At 44.5% G+C, this 14,241-nt stretch carries 15 protein-coding genes; 1 reads left to right on the top strand and 14 read right to left on the bottom strand.

Annotated elements, in window-relative coordinates; translation table 11 throughout:
- Positions 1-105 precede the first annotated feature (105 nt).
- The 14 genes from H539_RS0119120 to H539_RS0119045 all read right to left on the bottom strand — a co-directional run bounded on the left by H539_RS0119120 (position 106) and on the right by H539_RS0119045 (position 13,094).
- Positions 106-1,290, bottom strand: a complete 1,185-nt coding sequence (locus H539_RS0119120) for a pyridoxal phosphate-dependent aminotransferase (RefSeq protein ID WP_026694855.1) — start codon at positions 1,288-1,290, stop codon at positions 106-108.
- A gap of 14 nt (positions 1,291-1,304) precedes the next feature.
- Positions 1,305-1,775, bottom strand: a complete 471-nt coding sequence (locus tag H539_RS0119115) for a cell wall elongation regulator TseB-like domain-containing protein (RefSeq protein ID WP_026694854.1) — start codon at positions 1,773-1,775, stop codon at positions 1,305-1,307.
- A gap of 18 nt (positions 1,776-1,793) precedes the next feature.
- A complete protein-coding gene (locus H539_RS30980) occupies positions 1,794-1,964 on the bottom strand; it encodes a YpmA family protein (protein ID WP_081415954.1) in 171 nt (56 codons plus the stop codon).
- A gap of 190 nt (positions 1,965-2,154) precedes the next feature.
- Positions 2,155-4,941, bottom strand: a complete 2,787-nt coding sequence (dinG, locus tag H539_RS0119105) for an ATP-dependent DNA helicase DinG (RefSeq protein ID WP_026694853.1) — start codon at positions 4,939-4,941, stop codon at positions 2,155-2,157.
- 179 nt (positions 4,942-5,120) lie between these two features.
- Positions 5,121-5,504, bottom strand: a complete 384-nt coding sequence (gene panD, locus H539_RS0119100) for an aspartate 1-decarboxylase (protein WP_026694852.1) — start codon at positions 5,502-5,504, stop codon at positions 5,121-5,123.
- A gap of 31 nt (positions 5,505-5,535) precedes the next feature.
- Positions 5,536-6,381, bottom strand: a complete 846-nt coding sequence (gene panC / locus H539_RS0119095; protein ID WP_026694851.1) for a pantoate--beta-alanine ligase — start codon at positions 6,379-6,381, stop codon at positions 5,536-5,538.
- Positions 6,378-7,214 carry a 3-methyl-2-oxobutanoate hydroxymethyltransferase gene (gene panB / locus H539_RS0119090; protein ID WP_026694850.1) on the bottom strand — a complete coding sequence of 279 codons (837 nt, stop codon included), beginning with the start codon at positions 7,212-7,214 and terminating at the stop codon, positions 6,378-6,380. Before panB ends, panC begins: the two co-directional genes overlap by 4 nt.
- Positions 7,215-7,513: 299 nt before the next feature.
- Positions 7,514-8,494: a biotin--[acetyl-CoA-carboxylase] ligase gene (locus H539_RS0119075; RefSeq protein ID WP_026694849.1), complete on the bottom strand. Its 981-nt coding sequence runs from the start codon at positions 8,492-8,494 to the stop codon at positions 7,514-7,516.
- Positions 8,479-9,675 (bottom strand): CCA tRNA nucleotidyltransferase, encoded by a 1,197-nt coding sequence (locus H539_RS0119070; protein ID WP_026694848.1) that lies wholly within the window; start codon positions 9,673-9,675, stop codon positions 8,479-8,481. The genes H539_RS0119075 and H539_RS0119070 overlap by 16 nt, the downstream gene beginning before the upstream one ends.
- 21 nt (positions 9,676-9,696) lie before the next feature.
- A complete protein-coding gene (gene bshA, locus H539_RS0119065) occupies positions 9,697-10,824 on the bottom strand; it encodes an N-acetyl-alpha-D-glucosaminyl L-malate synthase BshA (protein ID WP_026694847.1) in 1,128 nt (375 codons plus the stop codon).
- 2 nt (positions 10,825-10,826) lie between these two features.
- Positions 10,827-11,531 (bottom strand): bacillithiol biosynthesis deacetylase BshB1, encoded by a 705-nt coding sequence (gene bshB1 / locus H539_RS0119060; protein ID WP_155890147.1) that lies wholly within the window; start codon positions 11,529-11,531, stop codon positions 10,827-10,829.
- 18 nt (positions 11,532-11,549) lie between these two features.
- Positions 11,550-11,942: a methylglyoxal synthase gene (gene mgsA / locus H539_RS0119055; RefSeq protein WP_026694845.1), complete on the bottom strand. Its 393-nt coding sequence runs from the start codon at positions 11,940-11,942 to the stop codon at positions 11,550-11,552.
- 11 nt (positions 11,943-11,953) lie between these two features.
- Complete coding sequence (dapB, locus tag H539_RS0119050) at positions 11,954-12,754, bottom strand: 4-hydroxy-tetrahydrodipicolinate reductase (RefSeq protein ID WP_026694844.1); 801 nt, start codon at positions 12,752-12,754, stop codon at positions 11,954-11,956.
- A complete protein-coding gene (locus tag H539_RS0119045) occupies positions 12,741-13,094 on the bottom strand; it encodes a nucleotide pyrophosphohydrolase (RefSeq protein WP_026694843.1) in 354 nt (117 codons plus the stop codon). Before H539_RS0119045 ends, dapB begins: the two co-directional genes overlap by 14 nt.
- Before the next feature lie 153 nt (positions 13,095-13,247).
- Between H539_RS0119045 and H539_RS0119040 the strand changes: the two genes are divergently transcribed.
- Positions 13,248-14,120, top strand: a complete 873-nt coding sequence (locus H539_RS0119040; protein WP_026694842.1) for a YitT family protein — start codon at positions 13,248-13,250, stop codon at positions 14,118-14,120.
- Positions 14,121-14,241 lie beyond the last annotated feature (121 nt).

Genomic DNA, 14,241 nt, shown 5'->3' with positions numbered 1-14,241 from the left:
ATTCATCGCTGCTCTCACTTATTCCTGTCAATATTTCACAAAAAATACGATAAAAAAAAGCGGCGAAAAATGCCGCTTTTTGCCTTATTTGATTCATTACTACTCTTAATTCTGCCTGCTGGAAACAAACTCCGAAATCCGTTCTACTGCTTTTTCCAGCTGTTCCATGGACGTGGCATAGGATAGCCGGATATTATCAGGAGAACCGAATCCAGAACCCGGGATTACAGCGACCCTCGCTTCTTCAAGCAAAGCCTTCGCAAATTCATCTGCGTCTTTCAGACCTGTCAGTTCAGCTGCCTTTTTCACGTTCGGATAGAGATAAAACGCTCCCTGTGGCTTTATGCAGGAGATCCCTGGTATAGAGACCAGCTTTGTATAAATGGTGTTTAGGCGCCCTTCAAAAGCGTCCCTCATTTCTGCCACAGCATCCTGCGGGCCTTCATAAGCCGCGATGGCCCCATATTGGGCTGTAGTAGTAGGATTCGAAGTACTATGACTTGCCAGATTTGTCATGGCTGAAATAATTTCCTTGCTGCCGGCGGCATATCCAATTCTCCATCCTGTCATGGAGTGAGATTTGGATACACCATTAATGATAATGGTGTTTTCCTTTAAAGGCTCTGAAAGCTCAGCGATGGAAACATGGACATGATCCCCATATACGAGCTTCTCATAAATCTCATCCGAAATGATTAAAATATCATGCTCCAGGCATATCTCACCCAGTGCACGCAGCTCTTCACTTGTGTAAATCATTCCTGTCGGGTTGCTCGGGGAATTAATGATCAAGGCTTTTGTTTTTGGCGTTACAGCCTCTTTCAGCTGTTCCACCGTTATTTTAAAGCTATTTTCTTCTCTGCCATTGATATAAACAGGCACTCCGCCTGCAAGCTTCACTTGTTCAGGATAGCTCACCCAATAAGGGATCGGGATGATGACTTCATCCCCTTGATCAAGTATCGCCTGAAACAGAGTATACAGAGCATGCTTTGCTCCGGAAGCGACCATAATTTGAGACAATCCATAATCAAGACCCTGGTCTTTTTTTAATTTGTCTGCAATCGCTTTTTTTAATATAGGAAGTCCTGCAGAAGGAGTATATTTCGTATGCCCTTCCCACATGGATTTCTCTGCGGCTTCAATTATATGCTTTGGGGTATTAAAATCCGGCTCACCTGCTCCAAGGCCGATCACATCGATTCCCTGATCCTTCATTTCCTTTGCTTTAGCTGTAATGGCCAGTGTAGTCGATGGTGTTAATGCTTCCACTCTTTTTGCTAGCTTCACGCCAATTCCTCCCATTAAATGCTTCTATAATATTTAAGCCAATCCCCTGTGTTAAAGTCAAAGTATTCATAATTCAGCCGGCTGGACCCGCTCTTATATACTACTTCCCACAGGGGAACATTGTTCTCCATGCCAAGTTTAACAGACAAAATGTCATCTGGATGAAGCTCTTTATTCACTTTGCTGATGATGGATTCCTTTGACACGCCTGCTGAATCCTTCTGCTCAACGACTCTTTTCCCTTTTTCGGGAATCCAAAGAATCCTTTTGACGCCCTTGCTGTCTTTGCCTGAAGCAATATAATACGTACTAGTCCCATAATAAAGATAAAAACTGTCTACAGCCTTCAATCCATGATCCTTCGCAGCCACTTCCGCTTTATGGTAGGCGGTTTTTTTGGGCTGAACGGCTTTTGAGTAAACAGCGCCTCCTGCAGCGGCTGCTATTACTAAAAATAGAATAACAAGGATTATCCATTTTTTCATTCTTCTGCCACTCTTTCATTATGTACGGTAAATTGTAAATACCGCTTTTTCTTTATTCTCTGGATCCAAGGCCAGTCCGAACATAAGATCATTTTCTTTAAGAGTCCGGTTTAAAGCATCAACTATTTTATATAAATCAGGAGTACTTTGTACTCTCACCGTTGATATGACTTCAATTTTGCTTTCCATGTCAATTTCCTCCAGCATTCCACATTATTTCTGCAACATAATCCTGCCCCTCGGGAGGCATACTATGATTACAAGTAAGATTCACTAAACATTATATCAGGTATACCTCAACTATGGCATCAATACATTAAAAAACATTCTAGTCCTCAACACTCACCTTAAAAAGCAGCTTTATGCTGCTTTTTTGGCCTTAATCAAGCCATTTTCTGACGGATTGTCCCAGCTCCCCAATAGATGCCTCTTCCAAGTATACCGGGGGGACCGCCTCTAAAAAGGCCCGTCCATAAGATGCCGTAAGGATCCTCCTGTCCATGATAATCAATACACCTTTATCACTTTCTGATCGGATCAGTCTGCCAAAGCCCTGCTTAAATCTTAATATGGCCTGCGGGAGAGAAAAGTCAGAAAAAGGCTTTCTTCCTTGGTCGGTCAGATACTTACCCATTGCGGCATTTACCACATCGTCAGGCGAGGCAAAAGGAAGGCGGACAATGACCAGGCAGGATAATGCATCCCCTGGAATATCCACTCCGTCCCAGAAGCTCGAATTTCCTAGAAGTATTCCCTTTTCGAAGCCCTGGAAACTTTTTAAAAGCTTCCATTTGCTTCCTCCCGTAATTCCCTGGGCTAAGAGTGTATACTCGGCAAGAGCTTCCTCCTTCTTAAGTTGTTCATGGGTCAGTTTAAGAAGCTCTTTTGATGTAAATAAAACCAGCATCCTTCCACGGGACCCTTCGGCAGCCACCCTGATATGGCGGGCAACTTCTTCAGCATACAAATCGATCGGAGTTTTGCTGATATCAGGCATTGAAGATGGAATGATGACTTTCACTTTTTCCTTATAATTAAAGGGTGAAGGATAAACCGCAGTGTCAACATCAACAGGAATGCCAAGCTGCTCAGAAAAAAATGAAAAAGTACCTTTTATTTCCAGTGTTGCGGAAGTGAAAATAACAGAAGAAAATTTTGAAAGATAAGAGTCCCATAAAGTTACCCGAGGTGTTACTGGCTGCGAGCAGAGCATAATGGAAACATTATGTCCGCTTCTCGAAGCCTCCGTCCAATAAACGGAATACGGATTGTTCATTAGGAAGAATTCTCTCAGATTGTTTTTCAGTTCCTTCATTTCATTCAGTACATTTCTTGCTTCCGATACATAATACAGATGGCTTTTACCCAGGAATTCCTCTCTTTCCTCTAATAGCTGAAGCCTTTCTTCTGCAGCAGATATAGAACGCTGCAAAAAATCAACTGCTCTTTCCGCAGACATCCTGACTGCCTTCTGTTCCCTTGATTCTCCATTTGCATCATAACGAATGATTGTATTTTTCTGCCCTTGGGCTCCTTTTGACGGCCTCGAGAGAAAGTGGAACAATTGATCCGTCTCGTAGAGAAAATCATGAATATGACGTTCGGCTTCTCCCAGTGAAGTACGAACACTCCATTCTTTTTCCCGGATCGTCTTTTCAAGACGGTAAAGGATCATTTTTTGACTGTAAAGTCCCAAGCGGTTAATCAGTGTCCTGATTGCCAGATAACTGATCTGGATTCCTGCTGTTTTGCTGTATGCGCCAGGCAGATGGTGTGCTTCATCAAGAATCAGTGCTGCGTTTCTGGGCAGTATGGGCTGTTTTTGCCTTTGATCCTGAATCAGGTAGGAATGATTGGTAATGATCATATCTGCTTGAGCGGCAGCCTCCCTGGCGCGTTCAAAGAAGTCCCTTTCCTGCCAGGGCTCCTGCAGCTTGGCAGGAAGATCGCCCGTTGTCTGGAGTTTATCCCAGAATCCTTCTCCCCCGCTTGACAGGTGGAGCTCTTCTTTATCCCCGGTATTTGTCTGGGTCAGCCACACCAGGATCTGCATCTTTGTCAGGGACGTATCATAATTATCGTCCTTCTGCCGTAAAACGCGTTCAAACCTGGCCAGACTCAGATAATTGTTTCTTCCTTTTAATGTATTCACCCGGATCCCAAAAGGCAGGATCCTGTTCAGTGCGGGTATTTCCTTCTCTAATAGCTGGTCCTGCAGATGGCGGGTATACGTGCTGATGATCACCTTCTTTTTACTGCTGTGCGTGTAATAAGACGCTGGATATAAATAGCCAAGTGATTTCCCAATACCTGTACCTGCTTCAGCAATTAAGCATTTATTTCCCCTGAGAGCCTCGTATACGCGATCCATCATTTGCAGCTGTCCCAGCCTTTTCTCTGCAAGGGGAATTGCCTTTTGAATCCTGCTGAACCTTGACTCGAAGCTGTAATCATAGTCCCCATCTTGTTCCTGGGTTCTCTTTTTTTGTTCAGAAGGAACTTTTATAGCGATCCCCCTGAAGATCTCCAAGCCATCCAGCGGCTCAAGCGCCTTCTTAGCTTTTTCCTCCATAAATAATCCGATCATATCTGATATTTCACTTTTCAGCGAGAATGACAGCCGGAATAACTGCTTTAATGTAACTGCCGGCAGACGGCCCATTTTTTCTTTAAGCCGCAAGAACAGCATGGCGGTTACATAAGCATCACTGTCTGCCTGATGCGGCCTCTCATGGCTGAGCCCTTCTTCCCTGGAGAGGCTGGACAGCTTAAAGCTGTCAGAGGAAGGAAGCAGAATCTTGGCAAGCTCAACCGTATCTATGGTAGAGCCGTAAAATCCTTCGAAGCCTGCAGCTGTTAATTCCTCCTGTAAAAAGGACAAATCAAAAAGGACATTATGTGCCACAAAAACAGCACCGGCAAGAAGAGAGTTAATCTTCTCAGCTACCTCACTGAATGGGGGTGCATCCTTTACCATTTCATCACTTATTCCAGTCAATTCTTCTATAAATGGCGGTATCGGTCCTGATGGCCGTATGTATGTGGAATATTGATCAATAATTGTATCCTCTTCTATTACTACACAGGCAAATTGAATAATGGAGTCGCCTTTTTTGGGTGAATGCCCGGTTGTTTCGAGATCCACGACTGCATATCGCTGTTTCATTTATTAACACCTCAGAAATCATTGTGAAGCCTCAATGATTTAAAAAATACATTTCTTTCTTATTTCTGCCCCTGGCAAAAAGAATATCCTCTTTTTTTATACCATACAACCAATTAAAAAGAAAATGAATGGATATAGAAAAGCCGGCTCGGGAACGGATCCCGGGCCGGCTTCTCCCCCTATAGAACGGTTGCTGCAGGTTCTTGCCCGATCATTTCTTTGATGCGGTTATTTTCATCCATTATGGCTACACGAGGGCTATGGCCCTTTAATTTTTCCTCCGCAATCATGGCATACGAGATAATAATGACAATATCCCCAGGCTGTACCAGACGGGCTGCAGCCCCATTGAGGCAGATCACGCCGCTGTTCCTTGGGCCCGGTATAATATAGGTTTCAAGGCGCGCACCATTATTATTGTTCACGATATGCACCTTTTCATTGGCCAGCATCCCGACAGCATCCAGGATGTCCTCATCTATGGTGATACTTCCGACATAATTCAAGTTTGCTTCCGTAACAGTTGCACGATGGATTTTTGAATTCATCATAGTCCGGTACATGGAGTTTTCCCCTTTTCTTTTCAAAAAAATGTTAAACCGTCAAAATCTTATTATCAATAAGCCTAGCCCTGCTGAATTTTACAGCTGCAGCCATAATGATGCGGCCTTTGATTTCTTTAAGAGGCTGGAGGTCCGGATAAGACAGAACTTCAATATAATCGATTATGCCGCCTGAATTGGACTCAATCTCAGAAATAATTATATCCCTGATGGCAGCTGCCTCCCTTTCTCCTTCAGAAATCGCTTTTTCAGCTTTCTCCAAGCTTCTGAATATGGCAGGAGCCTCATCCCTTTCCTTTTCCGATAAGTATACATTCCGGGAGCTTTTTGCGAGCCCGTCTTGTTCTCTTATGGTTTTAACAGGCACAATTTCCACAGGGATATTAAAGTCTTCCACAAGGCTCTCTATGACGGCCACCTGCTGGGCATCCTTGAGGCCGAAATAAGCACGGTCAGGCTGAACGATATTGAATAATTTGGTAAGGACCGCTGCCACTCCGTCGAAATGCCCGGGTCTTTGTGTTCCGCAAAGGACCCCTGCCCTCTCATGGACATGAAATGAAATGGAAGGCTTCTTAGGATACATTTCCTCTACGGAAGGATAGAAAATATAATCCACTCCTGCTGCCCGAGCCACTTTCTCATCACGTTCGATATCTCTCGGATAAGTCTCAAAGTCTTCATTTGGACCAAACTGAAGCGGATTAACAAATACACTTAATACGACAATCTCATTATCTTTTCTTGCCTGTTCCATGAGGGATTGATGCCCTTCATGCAAATAGCCCATGGTAGGCACAAAACCGATTGATGCTCCGCCTCTTCTATCCTCTTGCAGGACGGATTTCAATGTTGTTATGTCCGATATCGTTTTCATTTTCTTCCTCCATACAGCGCCTCGACTTCTTCATCGGCCATTGTGAAAGAATGGCTTAATTCGGGGAAGGATCCTTCCTTTACATCCCTGAGAAATTGACTCAGCGCTTCTTTAATGGATTCTCCGGCATTCATGTAAGCTTTCGCAAATTTTGGCAGGCGGTCTACTCCAAAGGTGATTACATCATGATAAACCAATACCTGTCCATCGGTATGCATCCCCGCTCCAATACCTATTACGGGAATGGATAGAGACTCTGTGATCAGCTGTGCCAGCTGGTATGGAACACATTCAAGGACCAGAGAAACCGCGCCAGCCTCCTCACATGCTTTTGCATCCTCCAAAAGCTGTCTGGCAGTCTCCAAATCCTTCCCCTGCACCTTATATCCGCCAAGTACTCCAACGGATTGGGGAGTCAGGCCAAGGTGGGATACCACTGGGACACCTGCCCTTGATAGGGCAGAAATCTTCTCCAATACATCCCCGGCTCCTTCCAGCTTCAAGGCATCACAGCCTCCGTCCTGCATGATTTTTGCTGCATTTTTCATGGTCTCATCCATTGATACGTGATAGCTCATAAAAGGCATGTCAGTTACAATAAATGTTCCGGGAGCTCCCCGTTTGACAGCCTTTGTATGGTGCACCATATCTTCGACCGTGACAGGGAGTGTGGAATCGTATCCCAATACTACCATTCCCAGGGAATCTCCTACCAAAATCATATCCACCCCAGCTGCCTCCGCTGTTTTTGCAGAAGGATAGTCATAAGCAGTCAGCATGGTGATCTTTTCACCCTGATCCTTCATTTTGGTAAAATGAGCAGAAAATTTCATAAGCTTCCTCCTTTGTAATAGAGGAGATGAATCAAACCGGCTGTTTTTGAATAATGAATTCGATATTCAGGTTAAAAACCATTACATACAGCCACTTATACAAAAAGGATCCTTCTATACGCAGAAGGATCCTGAAGCAGTCCAGTTGATTATCCCTCTGTCCTAGTCCATACATGGATCAAGGCAGACTTGCTATTCTTAAAAAGTGAATCAAAATGGTTGCAGGTGCAGTTTTCTTTCTGAAATACCGCCCAAAAACATTATACAGAATTATGATGTAAATATCTAAATTTTTTTCATCAGCCAACTTCAATATCAGCTGAATAAATATGATGGATCTCCCCCTGCTCGTCTTTCAGCAGTAACACTCCTTCATTCGTAATCCCCATGGCCTGCCCGTATAATGTGCCTGAAAGAGTGGTTGCTTTAATCTGCCTGCCCAGGCTTACAGCATAGCTCTCCCACAAGAGCTTGATGGGGTGGAAGCCTTCCTTCAGGAACAGCCTGTATAAAACTTCAAATTTCTTGAGAAACGACTGGATCAGAATAGTCCTGGAAAAGGGGGATGCAGCCTCAATGGAAAGGGAAGAAGCAGTCTTCCTGATTTCATCCGGGAAATCATCCAGTGTCTGGTTCACATTGATTCCGATTCCAATGATCACAGAATGTATGCGGTCTGCCTCAGCCTGCAGCTCTGTAAGGATTCCTGTAACCTTTTTGCCATTTATCAAGATATCATTCGGCCACTTGATGGACGGTGACAACGGTGTCACTTCTTCTATAGCCTGCACGATGGCAACTGCAGACAGCAGCGTAAGCTGGGGAGCCTTTTGCATCGGGATATTGGGCTTGATGATCAGGCTCATCCAAATCCCCTTCCCCTTAGCTGAATGCCAGCTTCGGAGCAGGCGGCCTTTCCCTTCGGTCTGTTCATCTGCCAGCACAAGTGTCCCATCTGCTGCACCGCTTCCAGCGAGGTCATGAGCCCTCTTCTGGGTAGAAGGCAGTGACTCAAAATATAAAATATTTTTACCAATTATATCTGTCTGAAGGCCCATCAAGACAGAGTTATCGGATAATTTCTCTGGGCTTCTGCTGATTTTATAGCCCTTTTTTCTGACAGCCTCTATTTCATAGCCATCTTTGCGAAGGTCCTCAATGTGCTTCCAGACAGCAGTTCTGGAACAGCCTAGAGAATCTGCCAGGTTTTGGCCGGATACGAAGCTGCCTCCCGCCTCATGGAAGGTCTGCAATAACTTTTTCCTTAAATCAGATTGCAATTTGCAAGCAACTCCCTCAAAGAATTCTTATCATTTTCTATCTTTTGTTCCAGAACCTGTTCCAAAGCTGTATCGAGGGCGTTCCTGATCCATGGTCCGCTGTTTCTGTCCGTCCACTGCATGAGGTCATTCCCATTTACCGCAAGTTCCTTCGTATGCCGGATTGGGAGGCTTCGGTATGCTTCCTCCACCTCTTGAAGCCCGCTGCTCTCATTTATTCCTTTAACAGACATAAAAAGCTTTTCCGCGCTTAAGGCGGTTTGCATTCCTGCCTGGAATAACTCCAGCTTCCGCAGAGGGGCATTCAGTCTCTTTTTAAGATATGATCCTATGCTCTTTATATTTTTGATGTCCTTCACAGACATTTTCCAGCTTCTCAAAAAAGAGTCTTCATCCTTGAGTGAGAATAAATAAAGCAGAAGCGCCCAGTTTTCAGACGCATCAGTTAGATTGCCTGTATCAAGTTCAGCGAAGGCTATTAAAGCTTCATGGCTGCCATGAAAACCGGGAAGAAATGATGACAGGCCAGAGTCCATTAACAATCTAATGGCTTTTTGTTTATTTCTTCCGGACAGCAGTTTATTAAATTCCATCAATATTCTCTCTGCTGCAATTTTCTCCATTAGATATGCGTTCTTTCTCAGCCCCGCATAGGTGGATTCTTCAATATCAAAAGTAAGCTGGCTGACAAACCGTACAGCCCTCATCATCCTTAGGGCATCTTCGTGAAAACGGTCATTCGCCTCGCCCACCGTCCTAATGATTCCCTTTTGGATGGCTTCCCTGCCCTGGTAAGGATCAATAATCGTAAAATCCTTATCCATGGCAATGGCATTCATCGTAAAGTCTCTTCGTTGTAAATCTTCAGTCAAGGAACGGATGAATTCAACTTTTGCAGGTCTGCGGTAATCTGTATAGCCGCTTTCCGAACGGAATGTCGTCACCTCGTAAGGGATTCCCTGATAAATCACCAGAATCGTGCCATGTTCGATGCCCACATCCACCGTCTTTTTAAAAATTTCTTTCACTTCTTCAGGGGATGCACTTGTCGCTATATCCACATCGCTGATCTTCCTGCCCAGGAGATGATCCCGTACTGCGCCTCCAACAAAATAAGCCTCATATCCTGCCCTCTCAATTGTATCCAGCAGGGGCTTAGCCTGCAAAAAAAGCTGATTCATTGGCCATATCCTTTCATAAACTTATTCTGACAAAAGTTTGTCATACATGTCCTCATACTGTTTAACAATTCCAGCGGCACTGAAATTCTTACGTACAGAGGCAATTGCAGCTCTAGAAAATTCTTGATGCAGAGCAGGATCCCCAAGCAGACTAATCGAAAGCTCTGCCGCCTTCTTATAATCGCCGACCTCACAGAGATAACCATTTACGCCATCCTCTATCACTTCCGGTATCCCGCCAATCCTGGTTCCAATCGCAGGAACTCCGCAGGCCATCGCCTCAATCAGAACAAGTCCGAAGCTTTCTTTCTGCGAAAGGAGGAGAACAAGGTCACTGATTGAATATAATTCCTCAAGATTATCCTGTTTGCCGAGAAAAACAATTTGCTCCTCTATCCCAAGCTCTCCTGCAAGCCTGCAGACAGTCCTCATTTCAGGACCATCCCCTACCAGGAGAAGCTTGGCCGGAACCTCCTGCAGGATTCCATGAAAGGTCTGGATGACATCCCCTACCCTTTTGACACCGCGGAAATTGGAAACATGGATCACCACTTTTTCGTCTTCTGCAATTCCATATTCCTGCCTTAAGCGGCCCGTGTCTGTTTTCCTATAAATTCTTTCATCGATAAAGTTATAGACAGTCTGGATTTCTTTATCCGGCTGGATGAGCTGGTGAGTCTGCTGGACAAGAGAATTGGAAACGGCTGTTACGATATCAGACTTTTCAATTCCGAATTTAATGCTTTCCGTAAGTGATGGATCATAGCCAAGTACCGTAATGTCTGTACCATGCAGGGTCGTAACGATTTTCACATCTGTCCCTGCCATCTGTTTTGCCAGGATTGCGCAGACTGCATGCGGGATTGCATAATGAACATGAAGGATATCAAGCTTCTCCCTCTTTGCTACTTCTGCCATTTTACTGGCGAGTGCCAAATCGTATGGCGGATATTGAAATACGGAATATTGGTTCACTTCTACCTGGTGGTAAAAGATGTTCGCATATCTCCTCTTCAGCCTGAAAGGCATACTCGAGGATATAAAATGAATCTCATGACCATTTTCAGCCAAAAGCTTTCCGAGTTCGGTTGCAATGGCACCTGAACCCCCGACCGTGGGATAACAGGTAATGCCTATTTTTAATTTCATTTCTACTCTCCTAATAGTTCTGCGGAAACGAGGATGGGCTTCTTAGACATAAACCCTTCAGCGTATTCCACTCCAGTTTCCTTTCCAAACAGCCTTTCCCTGGCCTCCACCGTTTCAATATACCCATTTACTAGAGGAGTTTCATAGGATTCCCCCGTCTTAATGAACTGGCTCTCGTAAGCCTGCAGACTCTGAATTTTTTCGTTGATATGACCCGTGATATCCACTGCAAATGATGGCGTATGAAAGCCGTTAATCATATAAAAGAAGACATTTGATACCCTGTGGGGCACTAAGTCTTCTGGATCCTGATATCTTTTAATACCCGCAGAGAACACGGCCTCTTGAACAAGCCGGGAGCAGTTCCCATGGTCTGGATGACGGTCCTCCCAATAGGGGGCAAATACGCTCTTCGGCCGGTATGTTCTAATAATAGAAATCAATTTCCCAATATTTTCTTCTGTTATGTATAACCCTCTGTCTGGCAGATCAAGGGTAACCCTTTTTGAAACACCGAGGATGGAAGCCGCATTTTTCGCCTCCTGAAGCCGCAGTTCAACGCTTCCGTTTGACGAAAGCTCAGCATGGGTAATATCACAGATTACGATATTTTTCCCTTGGGAGGACAGCTTTGCGATGGTTCCACCCATGCCGATTTCAACATCGTCAGCGTGGGCTCCGAATGCCAGTACATCAATATTTGTCATTTCAGCCATTCTCCTCTATTAAACCATTTTTCTCCATTCAATATCGCCCCGCTTTAATCCTTTTACAAGAACCTCTGCAGTACCCATATTTGTTGCAAGCGGAACAGCATATACATCACAAAGCCTTATTAAAGCAGATACATCTGGCTCATGCGGCTGGGCTGTAAGCGGATCTCTGAAGAACAGGACAAGATCCATCTCGTTTTTAGCGATACACGCGCCAATTTCCTGATCTCCCCCGAGCGGGCCGGATTGGAAGCGGTGGATGCTGAGTCCGGTCTCTTCCTGAATCCTTAGTCCTGTTGTCCCTGTAGCGAATAGTTCATGCTGTGAAAAAATATCTTTATAAGCAGTTGTAAACCTGATCATGTCTTCCTTTTTCTTATCATGGGCAATCAATGCTATTTTCATATCTTTTCCCCTTATTCTATAATGTTTTCCAGCCCATAAACCAAAACATTGATTTTCATCGCTTCTTCGACAGCAAGCTTTACTCCTGACATAAAAGAAGCCCTGTTAAAGGAATCATGCCGGATTGTAAGCTGCTGTCCTTCCATCCCGAACATGACCTGCTGATGTGCCACCAGTCCAGGGAGCCTTACACTATGGATCCTCATTCCATCCATGTCAGCGCCCCTCGCCCCTGGAATCGTTTCTTTTTCTTCATGGTGTCCCTGCTTTTTATATTTCCGCACCTTGGAAATCATCTCAGCTGTTTTAACCGCTGTTCCTGAAGGAGCATCAAGCTTTTGGTCATGATGGAGCTCGAGGATTTCAACATCCTCAAAATACTTGGCAGCCATCTGTGAAAATTTCATCATTAAAATGGCTCCGATTGCAAAGTTAGGAGCGATAATGCAGCCGAGTTCTTTCTCTGCCGTCAGTCTTTCCAGCGTTTCCAGGTCGTTCTTTGTGAAGCCTGTAGTGCCGACTACTGGACGGATATTATATTCCAGTGCCTTGACGGCATGCTTCATTCCGACCACAGGTGTAGTTAAATCAATTAATACATCCGCTTCTGCGCTTGAGAAGCACTCATCAATATCGGTGAATACTGGAGCCTCAATCCCTGTAAATCCTTCGATTTCTGATAAATTCATACCATTATATTTTGTATCAAGCACAGCTGAGAGTTCAAAGTGGTCTGTATTATGTACGAGTTTAACGGCTTCATGTCCCATTCTTCCCCGCGGGCCAGCTACTATTACCTTAATTTTGTTCATCGTTTGATTCCTCTCCTATCCGAGTCCATCTATTCTTATCTCTCGTATTAAATTTATTCATTACCCGGTCATGGGCTTCTTCCAAGTCAATGCCGAGTGAATTCGCAAAACAGATAAGCACGAAAAGGATGTCTCCGAGTTCTTCTTCAACAGCCTTCTCGTCCTCTGTATCCTTTTTTGGTTTTTCTCCGTAATAATGGTTGATTTCCCTTGCCAGTTCCCCCAATTCTTCCGTCATTCGGGCCATCATGGCAAGAGGGCTGAAATATCCCTCTTTGAACTGACTTATGTAGCGGTCTACTTCCTGCTGAAGCTCCTTAACCGTTTTATGCTGATCCATTGTCTATCACCCTTCGTTCGTTCTTCTTACATGTTAGCTAAAACTTTGCCCTGTGACAACTCTTTCACTTAGGCAGCAAGTTGCCCGACACTTGATATTCTTATATAATATGGGCACTATGAAATCTTGAATGGACAGTGGGGGTTTACCTAGATGGCTTTTGGATTAAGAATTAAAAATATTTTGTTCATCCTGCTTGGTTCAGGAATCTTCGCCTTTGGCCTGGTGCATTTCAATATGCAGAATCACCTCGCCGAAGGTGGTTTTACGGGCATTACTCTCTTGCTATACCAGGTTTTTGGTATTGATCTATCGATTTCAAACCTGATATTAAACATTCCCGTCTTCTTTGCAGGCTGGAGATTTTTAGGAAGGACCACCTTCATTTATACCATCATCGGCACGGTTGGTCTCTCCTTATGGCTGAAGGTCTTTGAGATTTATCAGTTAAAGTTCCCTCTCAATCATGATCTGATGCTGGCTGCCCTCTTTGCAGGAGGCTTCATCGGAATTGGTCTCGGAATCATCTTCCGGTTTGGAGGTACAACAGGGGGAGTGGATATCATCGCCCGGATTGCAGACCGATATTTCGGATGGAGCATCGGGAGAACCATGTTCATTTTTGACGCAGCAGTCATTACGCTTTCCCTGATTGTCTATTTAGATTATCGGCAGGCCATGTACACCCTGGTGGCCGTCTTTATTGGAGCACGTGTGATCGACTTCATGCAGGAAGGTGCCTATTCAGCAAGAGGCGCTATGGTGATCTCAGATAAAAATGATGAAATCGCCGATAAAATCATGAAGGAAATGGATCGCGGGGTAACCATGCTGAAGGGCTACGGCTCCTTCACCAGAACAGAAAGGGAGGTCCTATACTGCGTTGTAGCAAGAACCGAGCTCGTAAGGCTAAAAAACGCAATCACCTCCGTCGACCCGCACGCCTTCGTCTCCGTCACCATCGTACACGACGTACTAGGAGAAGGCTTCACACACGACGAAAACAAAAATCCTATTAGTAGATAAAAAGCGGAGAACGGTGCTTTTCAAAAAAGAACTTTTTTAAGCAGAATGATGCTCAGATAAATAAAGAAAAATATGCTTATTGAAAAGCAGCCATCCGACAAGCATAAGACGGGCTGGCTGT

This window comes from Peribacillus kribbensis DSM 17871 (genome assembly GCF_000430765.1).
GTDB lineage: Bacteria > Bacillota > Bacilli > Bacillales > DSM-1321 > Paraperibacillus > Paraperibacillus kribbensis.
This window is presented reverse-complemented; position numbering and strand designations above follow the sequence as displayed.

Coding starts and splice junctions, on each gene's coding strand:
- H539_RS0119040 (WP_026694842.1), top strand. CDS start 13,248: ATGGCTTTTGGATTAAGAATTAAAAATATTTTGTTCATCCTGCTTGGT.
- bshB1 (WP_155890147.1), bottom strand. CDS start 11,531: ATGACAAATATTGATGTACTGGCATTCGGAGCCCACGCTGACGATGTT.
- panB (WP_026694850.1), bottom strand. CDS start 7,214: ATGAAATTTTCTGCTCATTTTACCAAAATGAAGGATCAGGGTGAAAAG.
- panD (WP_026694852.1), bottom strand. CDS start 5,504: ATGTACCGGACTATGATGAATTCAAAAATCCATCGTGCAACTGTTACG.
- bshA (WP_026694847.1), bottom strand. CDS start 10,824: ATGAAATTAAAAATAGGCATTACCTGTTATCCCACGGTCGGGGGTTCA.
- H539_RS30980 (WP_081415954.1), bottom strand. CDS start 1,964: ATGGAAAGCAAAATTGAAGTCATATCAACGGTGAGAGTACAAAGTACT.
- panC (WP_026694851.1), bottom strand. CDS start 6,381: ATGAAAACGATATCGGACATAACAACATTGAAATCCGTCCTGCAAGAG.
- H539_RS0119115 (WP_026694854.1), bottom strand. CDS start 1,775: ATGAAAAAATGGATAATCCTTGTTATTCTATTTTTAGTAATAGCAGCC.
- dapB (WP_026694844.1), bottom strand. CDS start 12,754: ATGAACAAAATTAAGGTAATAGTAGCTGGCCCGCGGGGAAGAATGGGA.
- dinG (WP_026694853.1), bottom strand. CDS start 4,941: ATGAAACAGCGATATGCAGTCGTGGATCTCGAAACAACCGGGCATTCA.
- H539_RS0119070 (WP_026694848.1), bottom strand. CDS start 9,675: ATGAATCAGCTTTTTTTGCAGGCTAAGCCCCTGCTGGATACAATTGAG.
- H539_RS0119045 (WP_026694843.1), bottom strand. CDS start 13,094: ATGGATCAGCATAAAACGGTTAAGGAGCTTCAGCAGGAAGTAGACCGC.
- mgsA (WP_026694845.1), bottom strand. CDS start 11,942: ATGAAAATAGCATTGATTGCCCATGATAAGAAAAAGGAAGACATGATC.